Genomic DNA, 17,924 nt, shown 5'->3' on the forward strand with positions numbered 1-17,924 from the left:
TCTTCCCCAATTTATGAAATGCATTATCGATCGTCGTGCCCAATTTTCGGCGAGTCATCGCTATTGGCTCCCTGATCTGAGCGAAGCCGAAAACGTTGAGCGGTTTGGTGCCTGCGCCCGTCCGATGGGGCATGGGCACAACTATGTTCTCTATGTCTCAATGCTGGGTGACTTAGACGACTATGGCATGGTACTCAACCTCTCAGATGTCAAGCACGTCATCAAGCAAGAAGTCACCAGTCAGCTTGATTTTTCGTTTCTCAACGAGGCGTGGGCAGACTTTCAGCAGACTCTTCCGACGACCGAAAATATCGCACGGGTGATTTGGCAACGGCTCGAATCTCACTTACCGATCGTCAACATTCGGCTTTATGAACACCCCGAACTCTGGGCTGATTACCAAGGAAACAACATGGAAGCTTTTCTCACCGTCAGTACGCATTTTAGCGCCGCTCACCGTCTTGCCCGCCCTGACCTCAGCTTTGAGAAGAACTGCGAAATCTACGGCAAGTGTGCGCGTCCAAATGGTCACGGTCACAACTACCATTTGGAAGTGACTATCAAGGGCGAAATCGATCCACAAACCGGAATGTTAGCGGATTTAGTGGCGTTTGAGAAAGCGATCGAGGATCACGTCGTAGAACCCTTTGATCACACTTTTTTGAATAAAGACATTCCTTATTTTGAGCAAGTTGTGCCTACAGCAGAGAATATTGCAGTTCACATTCGAGATTTGCTAGAGCAACCAATTCACAACATTGGCGCACAGCTTTATAAAGTCAAACTGATCGAAAGCCCTAACAACTCTTGTGAAATTTATGGGTCAGGCGTGTCAGATGCGATCGCGATGATGATGCGTGAACCCAAAATGGCGATCGCCTAAGAAACCTGTAGGGACGTTCGGCGTTGCAGAGAATGAAATGGCTGTAGGGGTAGCGCCCCCGTGCCTACCCCGGACGGAGGGCAACCAGGGGGGATTGCCCCTACCCAAATCATCTCTCTATTCAACGTCAGTTCGGGTTAATCATTGCCTGCCTAGCGATTGAACCTAGTCTCCTGTGCAGCCTGCGATAGTTTGATCGTCCACTGCCGAGCGTCTCGCCCCCTAAATCCCCTATGCTGGGGGACTTGGAATGGGCACAATTTCTTGAACGCTGTCGATCTTTCTGCTGCAAAGTCCCCCAAGTTTGGGGGATTTAGGGGGCGAAGGGAACTGAAACGGAGCAGTAACTTATCCCGAACTCAGGTTATTCAGCAACGTCGAACATCCACACAAACTAGCTTTTTAGGGAGTGGCTTTAAGGGTGAATTCTTTTTCAAACGATCGGCGCGTCATCGGCTGGTCTAGCATCAAACCTTCGCCGCCCAAAGTTTCTAGAGGTTGACCTCCCACCGAAAGAAAAACAGGCGCACTTGGATCAGTGCTAGTCGCCGTGTAGAGAACCTGACCGACCCGCCCCATCATTGAAGTGCTGCCGCCGCCAGTGGTGAAGGCATCTGACAAATCGATGTGAATGCCGTCGGGCTTGACGGTTAAACTTCTAAGCTGAGTGCCTTTAGGAATCGTGGTTGCTAACGTTTGGGCAGGAGAACCATTGAGTAGGGTCTCGATCGCGCCATTCAAAACGGTTTCTGAGCGATCGTCAGATCTAAGAGATTTCACCTCAACCGGAACGGCTACCAACTCGCCAGAACCCTTTAGCCAATAGACTTGGGCCGTTTTCTCAACGACAGGTGCAACTTTAGGTGTAGAGGGTCGAATCTGCTGAGTCGGAGCGACTGATGCAGACGGTGAGGGTTGAGGCTCGACTTTAGAAATTTCAGGGGGGCGCTCGATCGGTTTAGGCTGAGTTGAAGTGCGCCAAGCCACAAACGCAGTGGTGCTTCCTGCCGTCACCACTAGCGCCGATAACCCGGCAATCATTCCGACGGGAAGGCGACGATTTGTAGGTTGCTCTTGCATTGAGAAATCCCTCCTAATATTGGATCTCGGATTTTAGACAATCTCTGGAGGATGCAACTTGGGTGACTACAACCGCTTCGGGGCTGATTCCGGAAGCTTTCTCAAAGATAGTTTATTTTGGGGCGTTGGGTCTGATTTGCACAAACGCAGCCAGTTGAATCTGAGTTGGATCGACCTGTAATTTGAGAACTCGTACGGTGATACCAGAATTTTCAAGGCGACGTAGATCGAGTTGATTGCTGACTGTTTGCGCGATCGCGCTAGTGATCTGGGCAGGTGCGGGTTTGCCATTCACCAAAAGCGTTGGGTTCACGAGTCTCAGGGTTCGCCCTGACTCAACGCTCAGTTCTGCTTCAGCCACGATCGCCAACTTGTCGGGATAGCCTTGTTCTTGAAGTTCAGCTTGCAGGCGAACTCGACGATTGGGCAAAAATTCGACTTTGGGGTTGAGAAAGTCAAATCGTCCAAGTTGTTGAGCTTCTCGGCGCTGTAAAAACTGAATGCCTAAATTTCGGAGTCGAGTGGTAACAAGCGGCGATCGTAGCCCTTGATTAATATCTTCTGGTTTCAAAACGATTCGCACACCCGCTTGCAAAGGTTGCGCCAATTTGGGCTTTAGACCTTGAAGAACGATCGGGTCGGTTTCTAATTCAAGCACGTCAATGCGAACGTCTTTAATCGGAGACATTCCCCGCCCTGCAATGCGAACGCGATCGATCTTGCCCTTGAGAATTTGATGAACAGGTACGTTATCGATCCGAACTTTTAGCGATTCAACCGAGACAAACCGCGATCGAATCGTGTTCTCAACCACGCGATCGAGCACCAATCCTGATGGCGATATGAGACCGATGAGCGTTGATAGCAGAATAGTGAGCGGTTCCACAACTAAAGCTCAAATAGAGTCAGCGGTGTCATCCTAACGCCTCAGCAATCCATTGTTTTAGAGCCGGAATCACGTCTGCGATCGCCAATTCTTGTACGACTTTGGTTGCCCGTTTCACGACTTCAACTTTGCCGTCTTTGAGCGATTTTCCGGTGACAATTCGGTAAGGAATTCCAATCAAATCGGCATCTTTGAATTTAACGCCAGCCCGTTCGTTGCGATCGTCCAACAAAGTTTCAACACCCGCTTGATTCAATTCACCGTACAGGGTTTCAGCCGCCGCCACTTGATCGGCATCTCCGACATTCGGAATAATCACGATCGCTTGATAAGGGGCGATCGCCACCGGAAAAATAATGCCGTCTTTGTCATAAGATTGCTCAACCGCCGATTGTGCCAGACGAGACACGCCTATGCCATAGCAGCCCATCACGAGCGGCATTTCTTCGCCCTGCTCATTGGTATAAGTTGCGCCCAGTGCTTTTGAATATTTGGTGCCCAGTTGAAAGATGTGCCCGATTTCAATGCCCCGTGCGGTTTGTAGGATTTGGCTGGGATCGTGGATTGCCCGATCGCCCGCTTTTGCCTTTCGTAAATCAACCACCCGGTCTGACTTTTGAAACTGAGTGCCCCAATTTGCCCCGACGAAGTGATAGCCCGACTGATCGGCTCCGGTGACGAAGTTTTGCAGATCTGTGACGGTGCGATCGACCAATCGCACAAATTTAGGTGCAATCTCTTTGGCAGATCGGATGTAGTCATCGCTAATTCCGGGAGACATATAGCCCAAGGGTAGAGGCTTTGATGCCCATTTTTGTTGAGCTTCGGCATCCGGGACGGTCAACGATAAAACTGTTTGAGCGCCATAGTCACCCGCTAATTTGACCAATTCGTTTTGCAACTTAACTTCGTTGACATCTTGATCGCCACGAATGTGAATCAACACGAGAACGGTGATGCCACTGTCATAAACGGCTTGATATAAAACGTTTTTAACGAGTTGAGTGGGAGAGCATTTCAAGAATTTGCAGACTTTCTCGATCGTCTCCGTTCCGGGTGTTTCTCGCTTCTCATAAACTGTAAAAGATGACGGCTCGGAATCGGGTGGCAGTGAAACAGCTTTCTCAACATTGGCAGCATAATTTCCGTCATCGGTGTAGAGGATTTCGTCTTCTCCAGCCTCTGCCAGCACCATAAATTCTTGAGAACCCGACCCTCCGATCGCGCCCGAATCGGCATCCACTGCCCGAAACTTTAACCCGCATCGTCGCAGAATGTTGTGATATGCCTGATTCATTTTCTCGTAGGTCAGCTTCATTGCCGCTTCGTCAGCGTCGAATGAATAGGCATCTTTCATGATGAATTCTCGACCGCGCATCAAGCCAAAACGGGGACGAATTTCGTCGCGAAACTTGGTTTGAATTTGATAGAGAGTTTGGGGCAACTGCCGATAAGAGCGGATCATGTCACGAGCGATCGCCGTAATCACTTCTTCATGAGTCGGCCCTAACCCCAGTTCTCGCTGTTGGCGATCGACCAAAGCAAACATGATTCCTTCAGCTTTGGTGTAGGTGTCCCAGCGTCCCGACTCGCGCCAAAGGTCGGCGGGTTGAAGCTGTGGCAACAAACATTCTTGTGCCCCCGTCGCGTTCATTTCTTCGCGGACAATCTGTGACACTTTTTGCAACACGCGCCACATCAGAGGCAGATAAGCATAGATGCCACTGCCGACGCGACGAATATAGCCAGCCCTCAGCAACAGCTTGTGACTGGGGATTTCTGCCTCCGCAGGGTCTTCCCGCAGTGTGACAAATAGCATCTGAGATAGCCGCATCGTCTGTTCCTTCCGCAAATTCACATTTTAGTCTACGGCATCTGTTGGAGGTTAGCGCGGCGACTTAGCTCCGTGTTGAGGTTTGCAATCTGAAAAACTAGGCTGGAGCAATCCGATCGCGCAAAGATTTTATCGCCGCAATTTCATCTTTTGCCTGTTGTAAAAACTCGTATAGCCATTCTTTAGGAGCGATCGCAAAGGTCGATAGCTTCACTTCACTGCGTGTTCGTTCGAGTTCAAAGCGCGATCATTCGAGTTCAAAGGTCGGTAGGTCTGCTTCACGAAGCGATCGTAACCTATCAAAAATCACAACTTTCAGCTTTAAAAGATAGTCGGTATCCCAGTTTAGTGGCAGCAACGGCAATCCGGCAACGAACGCGTCAATAATCCTATCGTGATTGCAATCGTCTTCACTAACAACGGTTTAAAGACTCGATTGTCAGGTAAAGTAAATCGCTCTTGAGGAACATGAGATCGCACGGCTGGATAGATCACGTCTTGTTCTCACCCTTCCATACGGTCTGCCTCACTTCTCTGGATAGGTTTCCACACCAGACATCTGAGGCACAATCGAACACAATTGAGACTGAAGGCGAGGAAAAAAACTATGAGACTTCCATTTTACGACTGGTATCGCAATCTGATTCGCAACTCGAAATATCGCTGGGTGATTATTGTCGGCACGCTGCTTTATTTGATTAGCCCGATCGACCTATTGCCTGATTTTATTCCCCTGATTGGACAAATTGACGATGCAGTGGTCGTAACGCTGCTGGCTGCCGAATTGTCTGGTCTGTTGCTCGATCGCGTCAAAACTCAGAAAAACAAAAATGTTTCAGCAGACACAACGGTTGCATCGGCTGAAACCGTAGATGTAAATGCAACATCCGTTTAGTAGCTGAACTTGATCGTCGTTTTTTAAAGAGTGGTTTGTGGTCAGAAAAACGTCTGATGACAAACCACTTTTTTAATAGGTGAACAATTAAAAATCAGCCTCGTGCAAATGTTACGGAAAGTTCTATTCATCAGACCGTTATCTAAGTCGTGTGTTAGGCTGAGATTAGCAAAGATTATTTTCGGCTGTGTAATTCGTTCTCACAAGCGTTTCTCCGAATCTAACTCGCTACAACTTCTGATTCTGGAGATATTTTATGTCGATTTACGTGGGCAACCTGTCTTATGAAGTCACTCAGGATGACTTAACACAGACATTTGCAGAATATGGCTCGGTTAAGCGCGTTCAGTTGCCAACCGACCGAGAAACCGGTCGTTTACGCGGGTTTGCCTTTGTCGAAATGGGAACCGACGCAGAAGAAACCGCTGCGATCGAAGCCTTAGACGGCGCTGAGTGGATGGGTCGCGATCTCAAAGTTAACAAAGCAAAACCCCGTGAAGAAAGAGGTTCTTCAGGTGGTGGCGGCGGCGGTGGCTGGTCAAACCAGAATCGCGGTTCTCGATATTAATCTAACCTTGAGAGCATTTGCGCTCTAAAGTCTTGAAGGCAGACAGAGCGTCTGCCTTTTTTATTAGATGATTGAAATCTGCTGTCCCTAACATTCCTCAAACCACATGAATACGAAAGAGTTCTTGAGCCGATATGCGGCAGGGCAGAGAGACTTCAGAAACCTAAATCTGATGGCAGCCAATTTGAGAAACATCAATCTCAGCGGCGTTAATCTGAGTGGCGCTAACTTAACCAAAGCAAATCTGACCCGAACAAACTTAAGCTATGCCAACTTAAGCGACGCAATTTTAACGGGCGCGGTGTTAACGCAAACCAATTTGACCAAAGCAAATTTGCTCAACGCTGACTTGAGCAATACCAGTCTGGCAGAGGCAGAGACTAGTCACGCCAGAGTCAGAAACGCGATCGCCAATGACGCAAATGTTTCGTCGATTCGTCAAACCCCTCTCCCAGACTCAGTTTAGGCGCAAAGCTTGATTGAGATCACCAAAGCAATTCTCGCGCTAGACAAGATCGAGAGGCTTGCGAATGAATCAGCTCCGCTTAATGGTGATCTCAGATGATCCAGTCGCCACCAGCATCGATCGAATGCTGCACACACCTGAAGTGGAGATTGTTGTAGCAGGTTCGGTCAACGAAAGCTTGGAGGCGTTTGGGCTTCGTCAGCCTGACGTTCTGATCTGTGACGTTGATTTGCTAGACGATGAACGCTGCTTGCAAATGCGATCGCTTAGAGCTTTAGAGATTAATCGCGGCTGGAATGCAACACCCGCGATTTTAGTCAGTGGATCGATCAAGGATCTAGACTTTAATCAGGCGATCGCGATGGGCTTCCGAAGATTTTTAGCCCGTCCGATCGAGCGCGATCGTCTCATGTCTGCCATCACCAGTCTGATCAGCTTGTCAAACTAGACATTAAACCTGAACAGCATCACGTCGCCTTCTTGAACCACATACTCTTTGCCTTCACTGCGAACCAAGCCTTTTTCCTTGGCAGCGCCCATCGAACCTGTGGTCGTCAGATCTTTATACGCCACAGTTTCGGCTCGAATGAATCCGCGCTCAAAATCAGTGTGGATCACACCCGCCGCTTGAGGAGCCGTCATCCCAGCCTGGATTGTCCAAGCACGAGTTTCTTTGGGCCCAGTGGTGAAGTAGGTTCGCAGCCCTAAAAGCTCATAGGTAGCGCGGATTAGAGCCTTTAAGCCACCTTCTTCGACCCCTAAAGAAGCTAAGAAGTCTGCTCGATCGTCCTCAGCAAGATCTACTAACTCAGCTTCTACTTGCGCCGAGACAACCACAACTTGAGCTTTTTCCTGCTCTGCCAGGGTTCGCACTTGCTCAACAAATTTGTTTCCGGTTGCCAAGTCATCTTCTGCCACGTTAGCCGCATAGATGATCGGTTTGCGAGTCAGCAGCCCCAAGGGTTTGAGCAAGAGTTCTTCTTCGTCGGTCAAAGTGACTTGACGAGCAGGTTGACCCGCATTCAACACCGGGATCAGTTTTTCTAGGGCAGTGACTTCGACTTGCGCTTCTTTACTGGTGCGAGACTGTTTGCGGGCGCGATCAACCCGTTTTTCAATCTGCCCCAAATCTGCAAGGATCAGTTCTAAATTAATCACCTCGATATCGCTGACGGGATCGATCGCTCCAGAGACGTGAATGATATCGTCATCTTCAAAACAGCGCACTACATGCACGATCGCATCGACTTCGCGAATGTTTGCCAGAAACTGGTTGCCCAACCCTTCGCCCTTGCTGGCACCTTTGACTAACCCGGCGATATCGACAAACTCGACTCGCGCAGGCAAAATGTCAGCAGAGCTAGAAATCGTAGCTAACGCTTTGAGACGCTCGTCGGGCACTGAGACGATGCCCACATTTGGCTCGATCGTGCAAAAGGGAAAGTTGGCGGCAGTCGCCTTGGCATTGGCAACAAGCGCATTAAATAAAGTCGATTTTCCAACGTTGGGAAGTCCAACAATCCCGGCTCTTAGCATGTTGAGTTATAAAGGTAAGCGAGAAAACGGTTATACGGGCCCTGGAATGGTCTGAGGAATCGGGGCAGGAACGGGTGAAGGCACAGGGCTGGGAATTGGCTCAGGAACAGGGCTGGGAATCGGCTCAGGAACGGGACTAGGAATTGGTTGAGGAAATGGCGGTTCGGGAGGTGGGTAGACTATAAGATATCCTAACGAATAATTTGACCTTCCCAACTTAGATGACCCCTTTAGACATTTCATCTTCCCAAATAGCGAGTCCGTTGCTCGACGCTTTACAGCTTTATGCTCAAAGCTCAAATGCTCCTTTCTATACACCCGGACATAAGCGGGGGCAGGGAACTCCGGGGATCTTGACCGATTTGTTTGGGTCGCGAATCTGGCGATCAGATCTCCCTGAACTGCCCGAACTCGATAATCTATTTGCCCCTCAAGGTGCGATCAAAGCCGCTCAAGACCTGGCAGCAAAAGCGTTTGGAGCCGAGCAAACCTGGTTTTTGATCAACGGCTCAACCTGTGGCGTGATCGCTGCAATTTTGGCAACCTGTGAAGCGGGAGACAAGATCATCTTGCCACGCAACGTGCATCAATCGGCGATTTCAGGGCTAATTCTTTCGGGAGCGGTGCCGATCTTCGTCAATCCTGATTATGATGCTGCTCTGGATATTGCCCATAGTGTGACTCCTCAAGCCGTCGAACAGGCGCTCAGGCAGCACCCAGACAGCAAAGCCGTGATGATTGTCTATCCCACTTATTATGGGGTTTGTGGCGATGTGGGGACGATCGCGGCTCTTGCCCATCAGCACAATATTCCTCTGTTGGCCGATGAAGCGCACGGTGCCCATTTTGCGTTTCATCCAGAATTGCCTGATTCGGCGCTGTCTGCGGGCGCTGATTTGACCGTGCAATCGACTCACAAAACTCTCTCTGCTCTGACTCAAGCCGCAATGCTGCACTGCCAAGGAAGCCGAGTCGATCGCGATCGCGTCAGCAAAGCCTTACAGCTAGTGCAATCGACGAGTCCGAGTTATCTGCTGTTGGCATCGCTTGATGCAGCGCGTCAGCAAATGGCAACGCAGGGATCATCCTTGATGGAAGAGACCTTGGGATTAGCGGATCAAGCTCGATCGCGCATTCACCAAATTCCCCACCTCTCGACGCTGAATCCTGAACAAGCGGGTCAGACTTCAGGATTTTGGGCACTCGATCGCACACGCCTCACCGTTACCGTTTCTGAGTTGGGAATTGATGGCTTTAGGGCAGACGAGATTTTGCACCAAACGTTAGGCGTAACGGCTGAGTTTCCATCGTTGCAGCATCTCACCTTCATCATCAGTCTGGGCAACACACAAGCCGACATAGATCGACTTGTGCAAGCGTTTTTCACCCTGGCTACGCTAGAAAAATCGCCCATCCAGAAGACTCCTGCAAGCTTTAAATTTCAAGGCTCAAAGCCCTCCCCGCTCTCTCCGCATCAAGCTTTTTTTGCCCCCAGCGAAACTCTCGCAATCGCGCAAACGGTCGATCGCATCAGCGCCGAGCTAGTTTGTCCTTACCCACCCGGCATTCCGGTTTTGCTGCCTGGAGAACAGATTAGTGAAGCTGCGATCGCCGATCTACAAGAAATTCTGGCATCTGGGGGCATGATTAGCGGATGTGCAGACTCTAGCCTGAAAACCTTACAAGTCGTCAAAGGCGCGTGAAATTTTGTCGAGATTGACTCGATTTTCGTTAACAGCACTACGATCAACTCACTGATTCATCCTGCTGCCCTTCTATGCCCCCTCCCCTCTGGTTTTATGTGACTCCCGGCATTCCTGACGATTGGTTTGAAAGTCTGCCCGGCATTCCGATGAGTCAGCGAGAAGTTCGACTGCTGTTGCTCGCTCATCTGCGGCTGAAGAGCGACTCGGTGCTGTGGGATATTGGCGCAGGCACTGGCACGATTCCTGTTGAGGCAGGGTTATTGTGTCCGGGTGGACGAATTATTGCCGTAGAGCGCGATGGAGAAGTGGCAAGTTTGATTCGCCGCAACTGCGATCGCTTTGGGGTCAAAAATGTCGAAATCATTGAAGGCAGTGCGCCAGAATGTCTGAAAGGATTAGCGCCCCGCCCCGATCGAGTCTGCATTGAAGGCGGACGATCAGTGAAAGCAATTCTCAAAGAAGTCTGGCAACCTCTGAGAACCCAAGGGCGAGTGGTTGCGACGGCTGCAAACTTAGAGACGCTTTATCAAATCTCAGAAAGCCTCGCCGAGCTGCAAGCCCGTAATATTGAAGTCGTGCAATCAGCCGTCAACCGTCTTGAAACACGCGGCACTAACCAAATTTTCGCGGCAGTCGATCCGATTTTTGTACTCAGCGGCGAAAAGTTGTAATAAAAAAGAATCGCCTCTATCCTTCACCCGTTGCTCAATTCTCCGTTAAAGTGTTGCAAAGCAACGCTTAACCTTCACCTCTCTGAGCGAGTGCTGAGGAGTAGACGCAGTTCTGGACAGGTGACCTTCATCGATTAGTGCTATGCCTTGGCCTCGAATCAGTAGTGGAATTGTCGCGATCGTTCTGGCGCTAGGCATGATGGTGCTAGGCGGATGGTATTTTACGGCTGGTTTTTGCCTGATCATCTATTTAGGGCAGTTAGAATATTTTCAGCTTGCCCGCGCTAAAGACATTGCCCCAGCCGTCAAGACAACGCTGGTCGTGAGTCAAATTTTGCTAGTGGTTTCCAACATTTCGCCGCCGATGGCTGATGCCATTTTTCCAGTCGCAGGCACGTTTATCTGTTTCTATCTGCTGTTTCAACCCAAGTTTGCAACGATCGCTGACATTTCGGCTTCGATCATGGGCTTATTTTACGGCGGCTACTTGCCGAGCTATTGGATTCGCCTACGATTTTTGGGTCAAGCTGAGGTTAGCAATCTGCCTCTTAATGGCTTCTGGACAACCTCTTGGCAAGGTTTAGATGCGCTTCCGATCGGGCTGACTAACACCCTGTTAGCGTTTCTCTGCATTTGGGCGGCTGATATTGGAGCTTACACGATCGGGCGCTGGATCGGGCGAACTCGTCTCTCAGATATCAGCCCCAAAAAAACGGTTGAAGGCGCGGTGTTTGGTGTGGCAGCTAGCGTTGCGGTTGCCGTTCTTGGCTCGTGGTATCTCGGTTGGCCAGGGTGGCCGATCGCAGGCGTTGCCCTCGGTCTTCTAATTGGCATTGCGAGTCTGTTGGGCGACTTAACCGAGTCGATGATGAAGCGCGATGCGGGGGTCAAAGATTCTGGACAGTTGATTCCGGGTCATGGAGGAATTCTCGATCGGGCAGACAGTTATGTGTTTACGGCTCCGCTCGTCTACTATTTTGTGACGCTTGTGTTGCCGTTGTTGCCCAAATAATCATTTACGGACTGACCAACAATTTGGCTTGACAGACAATTTGTCCTGCTTCTAACTTTAGTTGCTCAATCTGAGTATCTGCGCCTAAGTCAAACGTGTAACCCTCTAAGTCACTCAAGGGCAAGCCGCGTTTTGCAGTGGCATGAGGCAGCCATTGAGGATTGACTAGCGTTAACTCGTGAGGACTCGCTAACCCAAACCCAGTGCGAATCGCGATCGCGGTTGCATTTCCACTCATCGAAATCAGTGAAGCGCTCAATGTCACTAAATTGGCATCGAGAATAATCTGAAGGTTTTGCAAATTCAGTCGGGGATCAGATTCTAAAGGCACTTCGCCCAGATCGCTGGCACTCAGCAGCGTTAACAAAAATTCCGTTATGCCATTTGCCAACAGGGGTGCCATCAGCGACGCGTTCAAATCGGCTTGCTGTAAGAGCACAGTGCCCTCGACTCGAATCGGCTCTAGCAAACACAAGGGCTTTCCTTTCAAGACTTGCCCTAGATTGATGCGAATATTTTGCCCAGTCAACCGCACTTGACTCAAATGCAAGCCCTGATAAACCGCTTTGCAAGCAGACAACTCCACTTGAGGAATGCAGCCCGAAAGAATTTGGCGATCGCCCGCTTCAACCTCAACTTCTAGATCTTCGATGTGCTCTACCTGCGATCGCAGCCACAGCCCCACCGCCGGGGCCAGCACCTTAGAAATCAAACCCGGTTTCGATGGGCGATTGGGCTGACCTCCAGTGACAGTATCGGTATCCCAAATGTCAGGCTTAGAAGAATCCATAAACAAGCAAAACCAAACTTTACAGCAGTCTACCGGAAATGATCGGACTCTCAGTTATTCGTCCTCTATTCCCTGCTTTTTGTTTCCACATCAAGAAATCCTGACATTTGGATTTCTTTGGGAATCTTTGTACTCTGAAACATTGATGACTCGATCCCCACGCTTAAGTAAATGTCATGATAACTTGACATAACGATCCCCATGTTGCCTATAAATTCGTTGATCCGCACAAATTCAACTGTTTCACCCCTTGACCCGATTAAGTCTTTTCTGCAACATTGGGTGCAGAAAGCGATCCCCGATTTATTAATAAACGTAAACTTATACGTTTTCACTCGTTAGAAAAATTCTGTTTGCATGATTGGAGTTTGTTTTTATGGCAACCGAACGTCCTCCGTTAGACGAAATGACGCTCCGGCAACTGCGCCGAGTCGCCAGCGAATATGGGGTTTCTCGCTATAGTCGAATGCGAAAAGACCAGCTTTTAGCCTCGATCGAAGAGATTCAGCGCAGCCGACTCTCACCCACCCAAAACCCTAAACTTGAGACAAAAGAAGCAGTGGAAGCAGCAAAATTTGATGTTGGACAGAGCGATCTCACAGGTGGCGCACTAGCGGCAGTTGACGCAGATCTGACTGACCTGCCTGAGGGCTATGGTGAAAGTCGCGTTGTGATTATGCCTCGCGATCCTCAATGGGCATACACCTATTGGGATGTGCCCAACGAACACAAAGAAGACCTGCGTCGCAAAGGCGGTCAGCAGTTGGCACTGCGCCTCTACGATGTCACCGATATCAGCGTCGAATATCAAAGTCCCCACAGCGTTCAAGAATATCCCTGCGATGAGCTAGCGCGAGAATGGTATTTGCCGATTCCGGTTAGCGATCGTGAGTATATGGTCGAGATTGGCTATCGGTGTGCAGATAGTCGCTGGCTCGTGTTGGCACGGTCTGCCCCAGTTCGGGTGCCTCCTGTCTACCCCTCTGACTGGATCGAAGATCACTTCGTTACCGTTGGGTGGGATGAAGAACTGCGGGGTCAGACCTTCTTGGAATTGGTTCCTCCTAGCCAGCGTGCGGCATCGACCACGACTGCACCCAACGGCAGCACGACTAGCCCTATCTACGATCGCATCTTTGATTTAGCAGAAAGTGCCGAAGCGCAGCGCATAGCTGGGTCTGTTTATGGCTCAATGCAACAAGCACCGATTCACGAAGAAGCGATTAGCTCCTATGTGTTTCCGTCGGGTGTAGGTCTGTGGGCAGTGCCGACTACTTCTGGCTTAACGATGTCTGGAGTCGGTATGTCAGGCATTGGCTTCGGCGCTTCGGCACCTCCGATCCGTCCGCGTCAGTTTTGGTTGGTGGCAGATGCCGAACTGATTGTCTATGGCGCAACCGAACCCGATGCTACCGTGACGATCGGGGGGCAGCCGATCAAGCTCAACCCTGATGGCACGTTCCGCTTTCAAATGTCGTTCCAAGACGGCGTGATTGACTACCCGATCATGGCGGTTGCGGTCGATGGTGAACAAACTCGCGAGGTGCATATGAAGTTTGAGCGCGAAACGCCTAGCCGCCGCACCAACACCAAAGAAGAAGCCGTTCAAGAGTGGTTGGTCTAACCGTCAAAATCCCTTAATCTCCTTGCCAAATTCCTCGATCGCCTGCCGATCGGGGGATTTTTTTGAGATGGGCTGACGGTGTAGGGTGGAAGAAAGCGACCCTATAGAACTCATGATTCAAGAAGAAATTGCTAAGACACTGACCGACTCATTTGGCGCATCGGTTCAAACGTCAGATGCCAACTCATATCAGGTCGAGACCGATCAGTTTCGGGTGTTGGTGCTGCTTTCAGACGATCAATCGTGGCTGAGAATTTTGGTGCCGATCGTGCCCGCCCAAGATGCCCAACCCTATCTAGCAGAATTGTTAGAAGCAAACTTCGACACGACTCAAGAAGTTCGCTATGCGCTGCATCAAGAAGTGTTGTGGGGAGTCTTTCAGCACAGTTTAGCGGGGTTGACGATCGCTGACTTCACCACCGCAATTCAACGATTGATCGCTCTGCGTGAACTGGGCATCGACACAGGGTTTAGCACCTTTGCCGAAAAGCGAATTCGCCAAATTATTCAAGCCGCAAAACGCCAGGGGCAATCGCTAGAGTTGACGATGAAAACCCTCGATCGCTTCTATCAAGAAGGCATGATGGGCGAAATGGAAATGGGCGCGCGATCGCGAGAAGACGTGTTAGCCGCATGGCAACGCCAGTTAGAGCGGCTCTGGCCAGACGTGGAGCCGTAGAAGTTTAGGAATTGCCCTCACCCCCAACCCTCTCCCGCAGGAAAGGGGAGCTAGAAATCTTGTTCCCTCTCCTGCGGGAGAGGGCTAGGGTGAGGGCGAATTCATACCCGGATTCAGCAGTGCCTAGAAAATAACTCGGCGGTTTGACCTCTGAAGTTCAAACTTAAGGCTCAGAGCTTGAACGATGGAGCAAATTGCTCGACGCTCCGAGTTCAGAACCTCAACAATCCGAGTTCAGAAGGTCACCGATCAACTAAAAAGCTTGACGCTCCGAGTTCAGAACCTCAACGATCGAGCTTGAAGCTTGACGCTCCGGTTCAGAACGTCAACGATCGAGCTTGAAGCTCGATCGGTAGGGTTAAGGTGGGAACACTGAGCGCTAACTCTGTGTTTATCGATCGCTCTTTTCCTTTGCTCCCCCACCGAACTCCCCCCATGCCAGCCACACCCGCAAGCCTCCAAAAATTTGTCCAATATTGCCAGCAGCATCTTAAAGGTGACGAGAAAGGCGAGTCGCAAAACTTTCTCGATCGCTTCTTTCAGGCGTTTGGGCATGAAGGCGCGATCGAAGCGGGGGCAACGCTGGAGCAACGGGTAAAAAAGGGCAGCAAAAAAGGGAATACGGGCTTTGCCGATCTTGCCTGGAAGCCCCATTTGCTGATTGAGATGAAGAAGCGGGGCGAAGACCTCAATAAACATTACGCGCAAGCCGTCACTTATTGGATGCATTTGCAGTGTCCTAGCTATGTGATGCTGTGCAACTTCGATGAGTTTTGGATCTACGACTTTAAAAAACAGTCAGAGGAGCCGATCGAGAAGATTTCGTTAGAGCGGCTGCCCGAACGGGTCGGGGCGTTCACGTTTATGAATCCAGAGTTGGATCGGGTGCCTGTTTTCAACAATAATCTGGTGTCGGTGACAGAGAAAGCGGCGGGACGCATGGGCGAATTGCTGACGATGCTGATCAAACGATCGCGGGATGCCGTTGATCCTCAGACTGCCCAGCGGTTTGTGCTGCAATGCGTGTTGGCAATGTTTGCAGAAGATCGAAAACTGTTGCCAGAGGATCTGTTTATTAGCCTGGTGCGCGAGTGTTTGGAGCGATCGCGCCAGGGCAAACCATCGAACACCTACGATATTTTAGGCAACTTGTTTCAGGAGATGAATCGACCGGGCATTGCTCCGGCGGGGCGCTATCAGGGCGTGGATTATTTTAACGGGGGCTTGTTTCGGGAGGTGCATCTGCTAGAGCTAGTCGAGAAAGAATTGCAACTGTTGGAGGCGGCAGCTTCACAAGACTGGAAAGCGGTGCGTCCGTCGATTTTTGGCAATATCTTTGAGTCGGCGATCGGCAAAAGCAACAGCACCGAACGCCATGCCCACGGCATTCATTTCACGTCTGAAGAAGACATTCTCAAGATTGTGCGCCCGACGATCACGCGCTATTGGGAAGACAATATCGCGCAGGCAACTACATTGGCTGAACTCTTCACTTTGCAGACGGAGTTGCGCCAATATAAGGTGCTTGATCCGGCGTGTGGGTCGGGCAATTTCCTCTACATGGCGTATCTGGAGCTAAAACGGCTGGAGCGTGTGCTGCAAGACAAGATCGATGCCCGTCGCAGGTCGGAAAGTGGGCAGGGGCAGATGAGCATTGGCTTTGTTACGCCGCAGCAGTTTTACGGCATGGACACGAATGCGTTTGCGGTGGAGTTGGCGCGAGTGACGCTGATGATTGCCCGCAAAGTGGCGATCGACCTTTGCGATATTCATGATCAGCCCGCTCTGCCGTTGGATACGCTGGATGAAAATATTGTCTGCAAGGATGCGCTGTTTACGGAGTGGGTGAAGGCAGACGCGATTATTGGCAATCCGCCGTTCTTGGGTGGCAAGCATTTGCGGATGAATCTGGGGGATGAGTATATCGATCGTGTTTTTAAGCGCTTCCCTAATGTCAAAGATTCAGTTGACTTTTGTGCTTACTGGTTTCGATTAGCTCACGACCAAATTGACGAAAACGGTCGAGCAGGATTAGTTGGCACTAACTCAATTAGTCAAGGTAAAAGCCGAATTGCCGCATTGGATTATGTGGTGCAGAACGGCGGCGTGATTTATGATGCGGTCTCGACTCAGGTGTGGTCGGGTGAGGCAAATGTTCATGTGAGTATTGTGAATTGGGTTAAAGAACCCTCACCCCTAGCCCCTCTCCCTGGGGGAGAGGGGGACAAGACAATCCGGCTCCCTTCTCCCCCAGGGAGAAGGGTTGGGGATGAGGGCAAATCCACAAACACACCGCCAACCATGCTTTGCTACCTCGACAATCAACCCGTCCCCTACATCAATTCATCCTTGAAATCGACCGTTGATGTTTCGCAAGCTGTTCGCTTGAAAGCAAATCTCAACCAATGCTTTCAAGGTGTGATTCCAGTTGGCAAAGGCTTCATCATTACAGAAAAGCAGGTAAATGATTGGGTCAAAACTGATCATAAAAATAGGGAAGTACTTAAGCTTTTTTCAATGGGCGCAAACTTGGCACAGGAAGTAAATGGAAAGCCTGAGCGATGGATTATTGACTTCAACGATATGCCGCTCGAAGACGCGAGTGATTATAAACTTCCTTTCACTCATGTGAAAACCAACGTTAAGCCAGAACGTGATAAAAACCGTAGAGAAGCAACTAAGCTCAACTGGTGGAAATATGGCGAGAAAAGACCCGCGATGAGAAAAGCGATCGCTTCCTTGTCCCATTGTTTTGCAATACCCAGAGTCTCAAAATGGGCAGTTTTCATTCCCTTTCCATCTGGATGGCTACCTGGCGATCTAAACATAATTCTTGCATCCGAAGACTTCTACATTCTTGGAATTCTCACCTCAAACGTTCATCGAACCTGGGTAAAATCACAAAGTTCCACGCTGAAGGGCGATACTCGCTACACTCACAACACCTGTTTTGAAACCTTCCCCTTCCCCCAAACCCCAGCCCTCGACCTGATCACCACCATCCGCGCGATCGCTCAAGAACTCCACGACTACCGCAGCGCCCAAATGGAGAAAAAACAGTGGGGCATCACCAAACTCTACAACGAATATTTTCACGAACCCACCAGCCAACTCTTCAAACTCCACGCCCAACTCGATGCGATCGTCCTTCAAGCTTACGGCTTCAAACCAGACGATGACCTGCTCGAAAAACTGCTGACGTTAAACTTAGAATTAGCAGAAAAAGAGAAAAATGGGGAAGCGATCGTCGGGCCTTGGGCACCCACACAATAAACTTGGTGAACCCACTGTTTT

Annotated in this window: 17 protein-coding genes; 11 read left to right on the forward strand and 6 right to left on the reverse strand. The window is 50.1% G+C overall.

Annotation, left to right across the window (positions count from 1 at the left end):
• Window positions 1–13 precede the first annotated feature (13 nt).
• Entirely contained in the window at window positions 14–883 is an 870-nt protein-coding gene (locus BRW63_RS12980; RefSeq protein WP_073071746.1) for a 6-carboxytetrahydropterin synthase, read from the forward strand.
• A 402-nt stretch (window positions 884–1,285) separates the two neighbouring features.
• Here BRW63_RS12980 and BRW63_RS12985 read toward each other — a convergent pair whose 3' ends face one another.
• The 3 genes from BRW63_RS12985 to proS form a co-directional block, all read right to left on the reverse strand.
• Window positions 1,286–1,963 (reverse strand): GerMN domain-containing protein, encoded by a 678-nt coding sequence (locus BRW63_RS12985; RefSeq protein ID WP_073071748.1) that lies wholly within the window; start codon window positions 1,961–1,963, stop codon window positions 1,286–1,288.
• 112 nt (window positions 1,964–2,075) lie between these two features.
• Window positions 2,076–2,849 carry an LmeA family phospholipid-binding protein gene (locus BRW63_RS12990; protein WP_073071750.1) on the reverse strand — a complete coding sequence of 258 codons (774 nt, stop codon included), beginning with the start codon at window positions 2,847–2,849 and terminating at the stop codon, window positions 2,076–2,078.
• 28 nt (window positions 2,850–2,877) lie between these two features.
• The gene (gene proS / locus BRW63_RS12995; protein WP_073071752.1) at window positions 2,878–4,683 is read right to left on the reverse strand and encodes a proline--tRNA ligase; all 1,806 of its coding nucleotides are present in this window, start codon (window positions 4,681–4,683) and stop codon (window positions 2,878–2,880) included.
• A gap of 607 nt (window positions 4,684–5,290) precedes the next feature.
• Here proS and BRW63_RS13000 point away from each other — a divergent pair.
• The 4 genes from BRW63_RS13000 (at window position 5,291) to BRW63_RS13015 (ending at window position 7,060) form a co-directional block, all read left to right on the forward strand.
• Window positions 5,291–5,578: a YkvA family protein gene (locus BRW63_RS13000; protein ID WP_073071754.1), complete on the forward strand. Its 288-nt coding sequence runs from the start codon at window positions 5,291–5,293 to the stop codon at window positions 5,576–5,578.
• Between the two features lie 256 nt (window positions 5,579–5,834).
• A complete protein-coding gene (locus BRW63_RS13005) occupies window positions 5,835–6,146 on the forward strand; it encodes an RNA recognition motif domain-containing protein (protein WP_073071755.1) in 312 nt (103 codons plus the stop codon).
• Window positions 6,147–6,252: 106 nt separating this feature from the next.
• Window positions 6,253–6,612 carry a pentapeptide repeat-containing protein gene (locus BRW63_RS13010; RefSeq protein ID WP_073071757.1) on the forward strand — a complete coding sequence of 120 codons (360 nt, stop codon included), beginning with the start codon at window positions 6,253–6,255 and terminating at the stop codon, window positions 6,610–6,612.
• Window positions 6,613–6,676: 64 nt separating this feature from the next.
• Window positions 6,677–7,060: a response regulator gene (locus tag BRW63_RS13015; protein ID WP_073071759.1), complete on the forward strand. Its 384-nt coding sequence runs from the start codon at window positions 6,677–6,679 to the stop codon at window positions 7,058–7,060.
• Here BRW63_RS13015 and ychF read toward each other — a convergent pair.
• Both ychF and BRW63_RS13025 read right to left on the reverse strand, forming a co-directional pair.
• The gene (gene ychF / locus BRW63_RS13020; protein WP_073071761.1) at window positions 7,057–8,148 is read right to left on the reverse strand and encodes a redox-regulated ATPase YchF; all 1,092 of its coding nucleotides are present in this window, start codon (window positions 8,146–8,148) and stop codon (window positions 7,057–7,059) included. The two genes, BRW63_RS13015 and ychF, sit on opposite strands and share 4 nt — an antisense overlap.
• Window positions 8,149–8,178: 30 nt before the next feature.
• Complete coding sequence (locus BRW63_RS13025) at window positions 8,179–8,364, reverse strand: hypothetical protein (RefSeq protein ID WP_073071762.1); 186 nt, start codon at window positions 8,362–8,364, stop codon at window positions 8,179–8,181.
• A gap of 5 nt (window positions 8,365–8,369) precedes the next feature.
• Between BRW63_RS13025 and BRW63_RS13030 the strand changes: the two genes are divergently transcribed.
• From BRW63_RS13030 to BRW63_RS13040, 3 genes are all read left to right on the forward strand, one after another.
• Complete coding sequence (locus BRW63_RS13030; RefSeq protein ID WP_073071764.1) at window positions 8,370–9,851, forward strand: aminotransferase class I/II-fold pyridoxal phosphate-dependent enzyme; 1,482 nt, start codon at window positions 8,370–8,372, stop codon at window positions 9,849–9,851.
• A gap of 74 nt (window positions 9,852–9,925) precedes the next feature.
• Window positions 9,926–10,525 (forward strand): precorrin-6Y C5,15-methyltransferase subunit CbiT, encoded by a 600-nt coding sequence (cbiT, locus tag BRW63_RS13035; RefSeq protein WP_073071765.1) that lies wholly within the window; start codon window positions 9,926–9,928, stop codon window positions 10,523–10,525.
• A gap of 142 nt (window positions 10,526–10,667) precedes the next feature.
• Window positions 10,668–11,537 carry a phosphatidate cytidylyltransferase gene (locus tag BRW63_RS13040; RefSeq protein WP_073071767.1) on the forward strand — a complete coding sequence of 290 codons (870 nt, stop codon included), beginning with the start codon at window positions 10,668–10,670 and terminating at the stop codon, window positions 11,535–11,537.
• Between the two features lie 4 nt (window positions 11,538–11,541).
• On the opposite strand, the gene BRW63_RS13045 is transcribed toward BRW63_RS13040, so the two are convergent.
• Window positions 11,542–12,327 carry an LmeA family phospholipid-binding protein gene (locus tag BRW63_RS13045; RefSeq protein WP_083582904.1) on the reverse strand — a complete coding sequence of 262 codons (786 nt, stop codon included), beginning with the start codon at window positions 12,325–12,327 and terminating at the stop codon, window positions 11,542–11,544.
• A 376-nt stretch (window positions 12,328–12,703) separates the two neighbouring features.
• Between BRW63_RS13045 and BRW63_RS13055 the strand changes: the two genes are divergently transcribed.
• The 3 genes from BRW63_RS13055 to BRW63_RS28925 all read left to right on the forward strand — a co-directional run bounded on the left by BRW63_RS13055 (window position 12,704) and on the right by BRW63_RS28925 (window position 17,903).
• Window positions 12,704–13,951 carry a DUF4912 domain-containing protein gene (locus BRW63_RS13055; RefSeq protein WP_073071770.1) on the forward strand — a complete coding sequence of 416 codons (1,248 nt, stop codon included), beginning with the start codon at window positions 12,704–12,706 and terminating at the stop codon, window positions 13,949–13,951.
• 112 nt (window positions 13,952–14,063) lie between these two features.
• Entirely contained in the window at window positions 14,064–14,630 is a 567-nt protein-coding gene (locus BRW63_RS13060) for a CesT family type III secretion system chaperone (protein WP_073071772.1), read from the forward strand.
• Window positions 14,631–15,065: 435 nt separating this feature from the next.
• Window positions 15,066–17,903 carry a DNA methyltransferase gene (locus tag BRW63_RS28925; RefSeq protein ID WP_223257373.1) on the forward strand — a complete coding sequence of 946 codons (2,838 nt, stop codon included), beginning with the start codon at window positions 15,066–15,068 and terminating at the stop codon, window positions 17,901–17,903.
• The last annotated feature ends 21 nt before the right edge of the window (window positions 17,904–17,924 follow it).

It is taken from the genome of Phormidesmis priestleyi ULC007 (assembly GCF_001895925.1).
GTDB classification, from domain to species: domain Bacteria; phylum Cyanobacteriota; class Cyanobacteriia; order Leptolyngbyales; family Leptolyngbyaceae; genus Phormidesmis_A; species Phormidesmis_A priestleyi_A.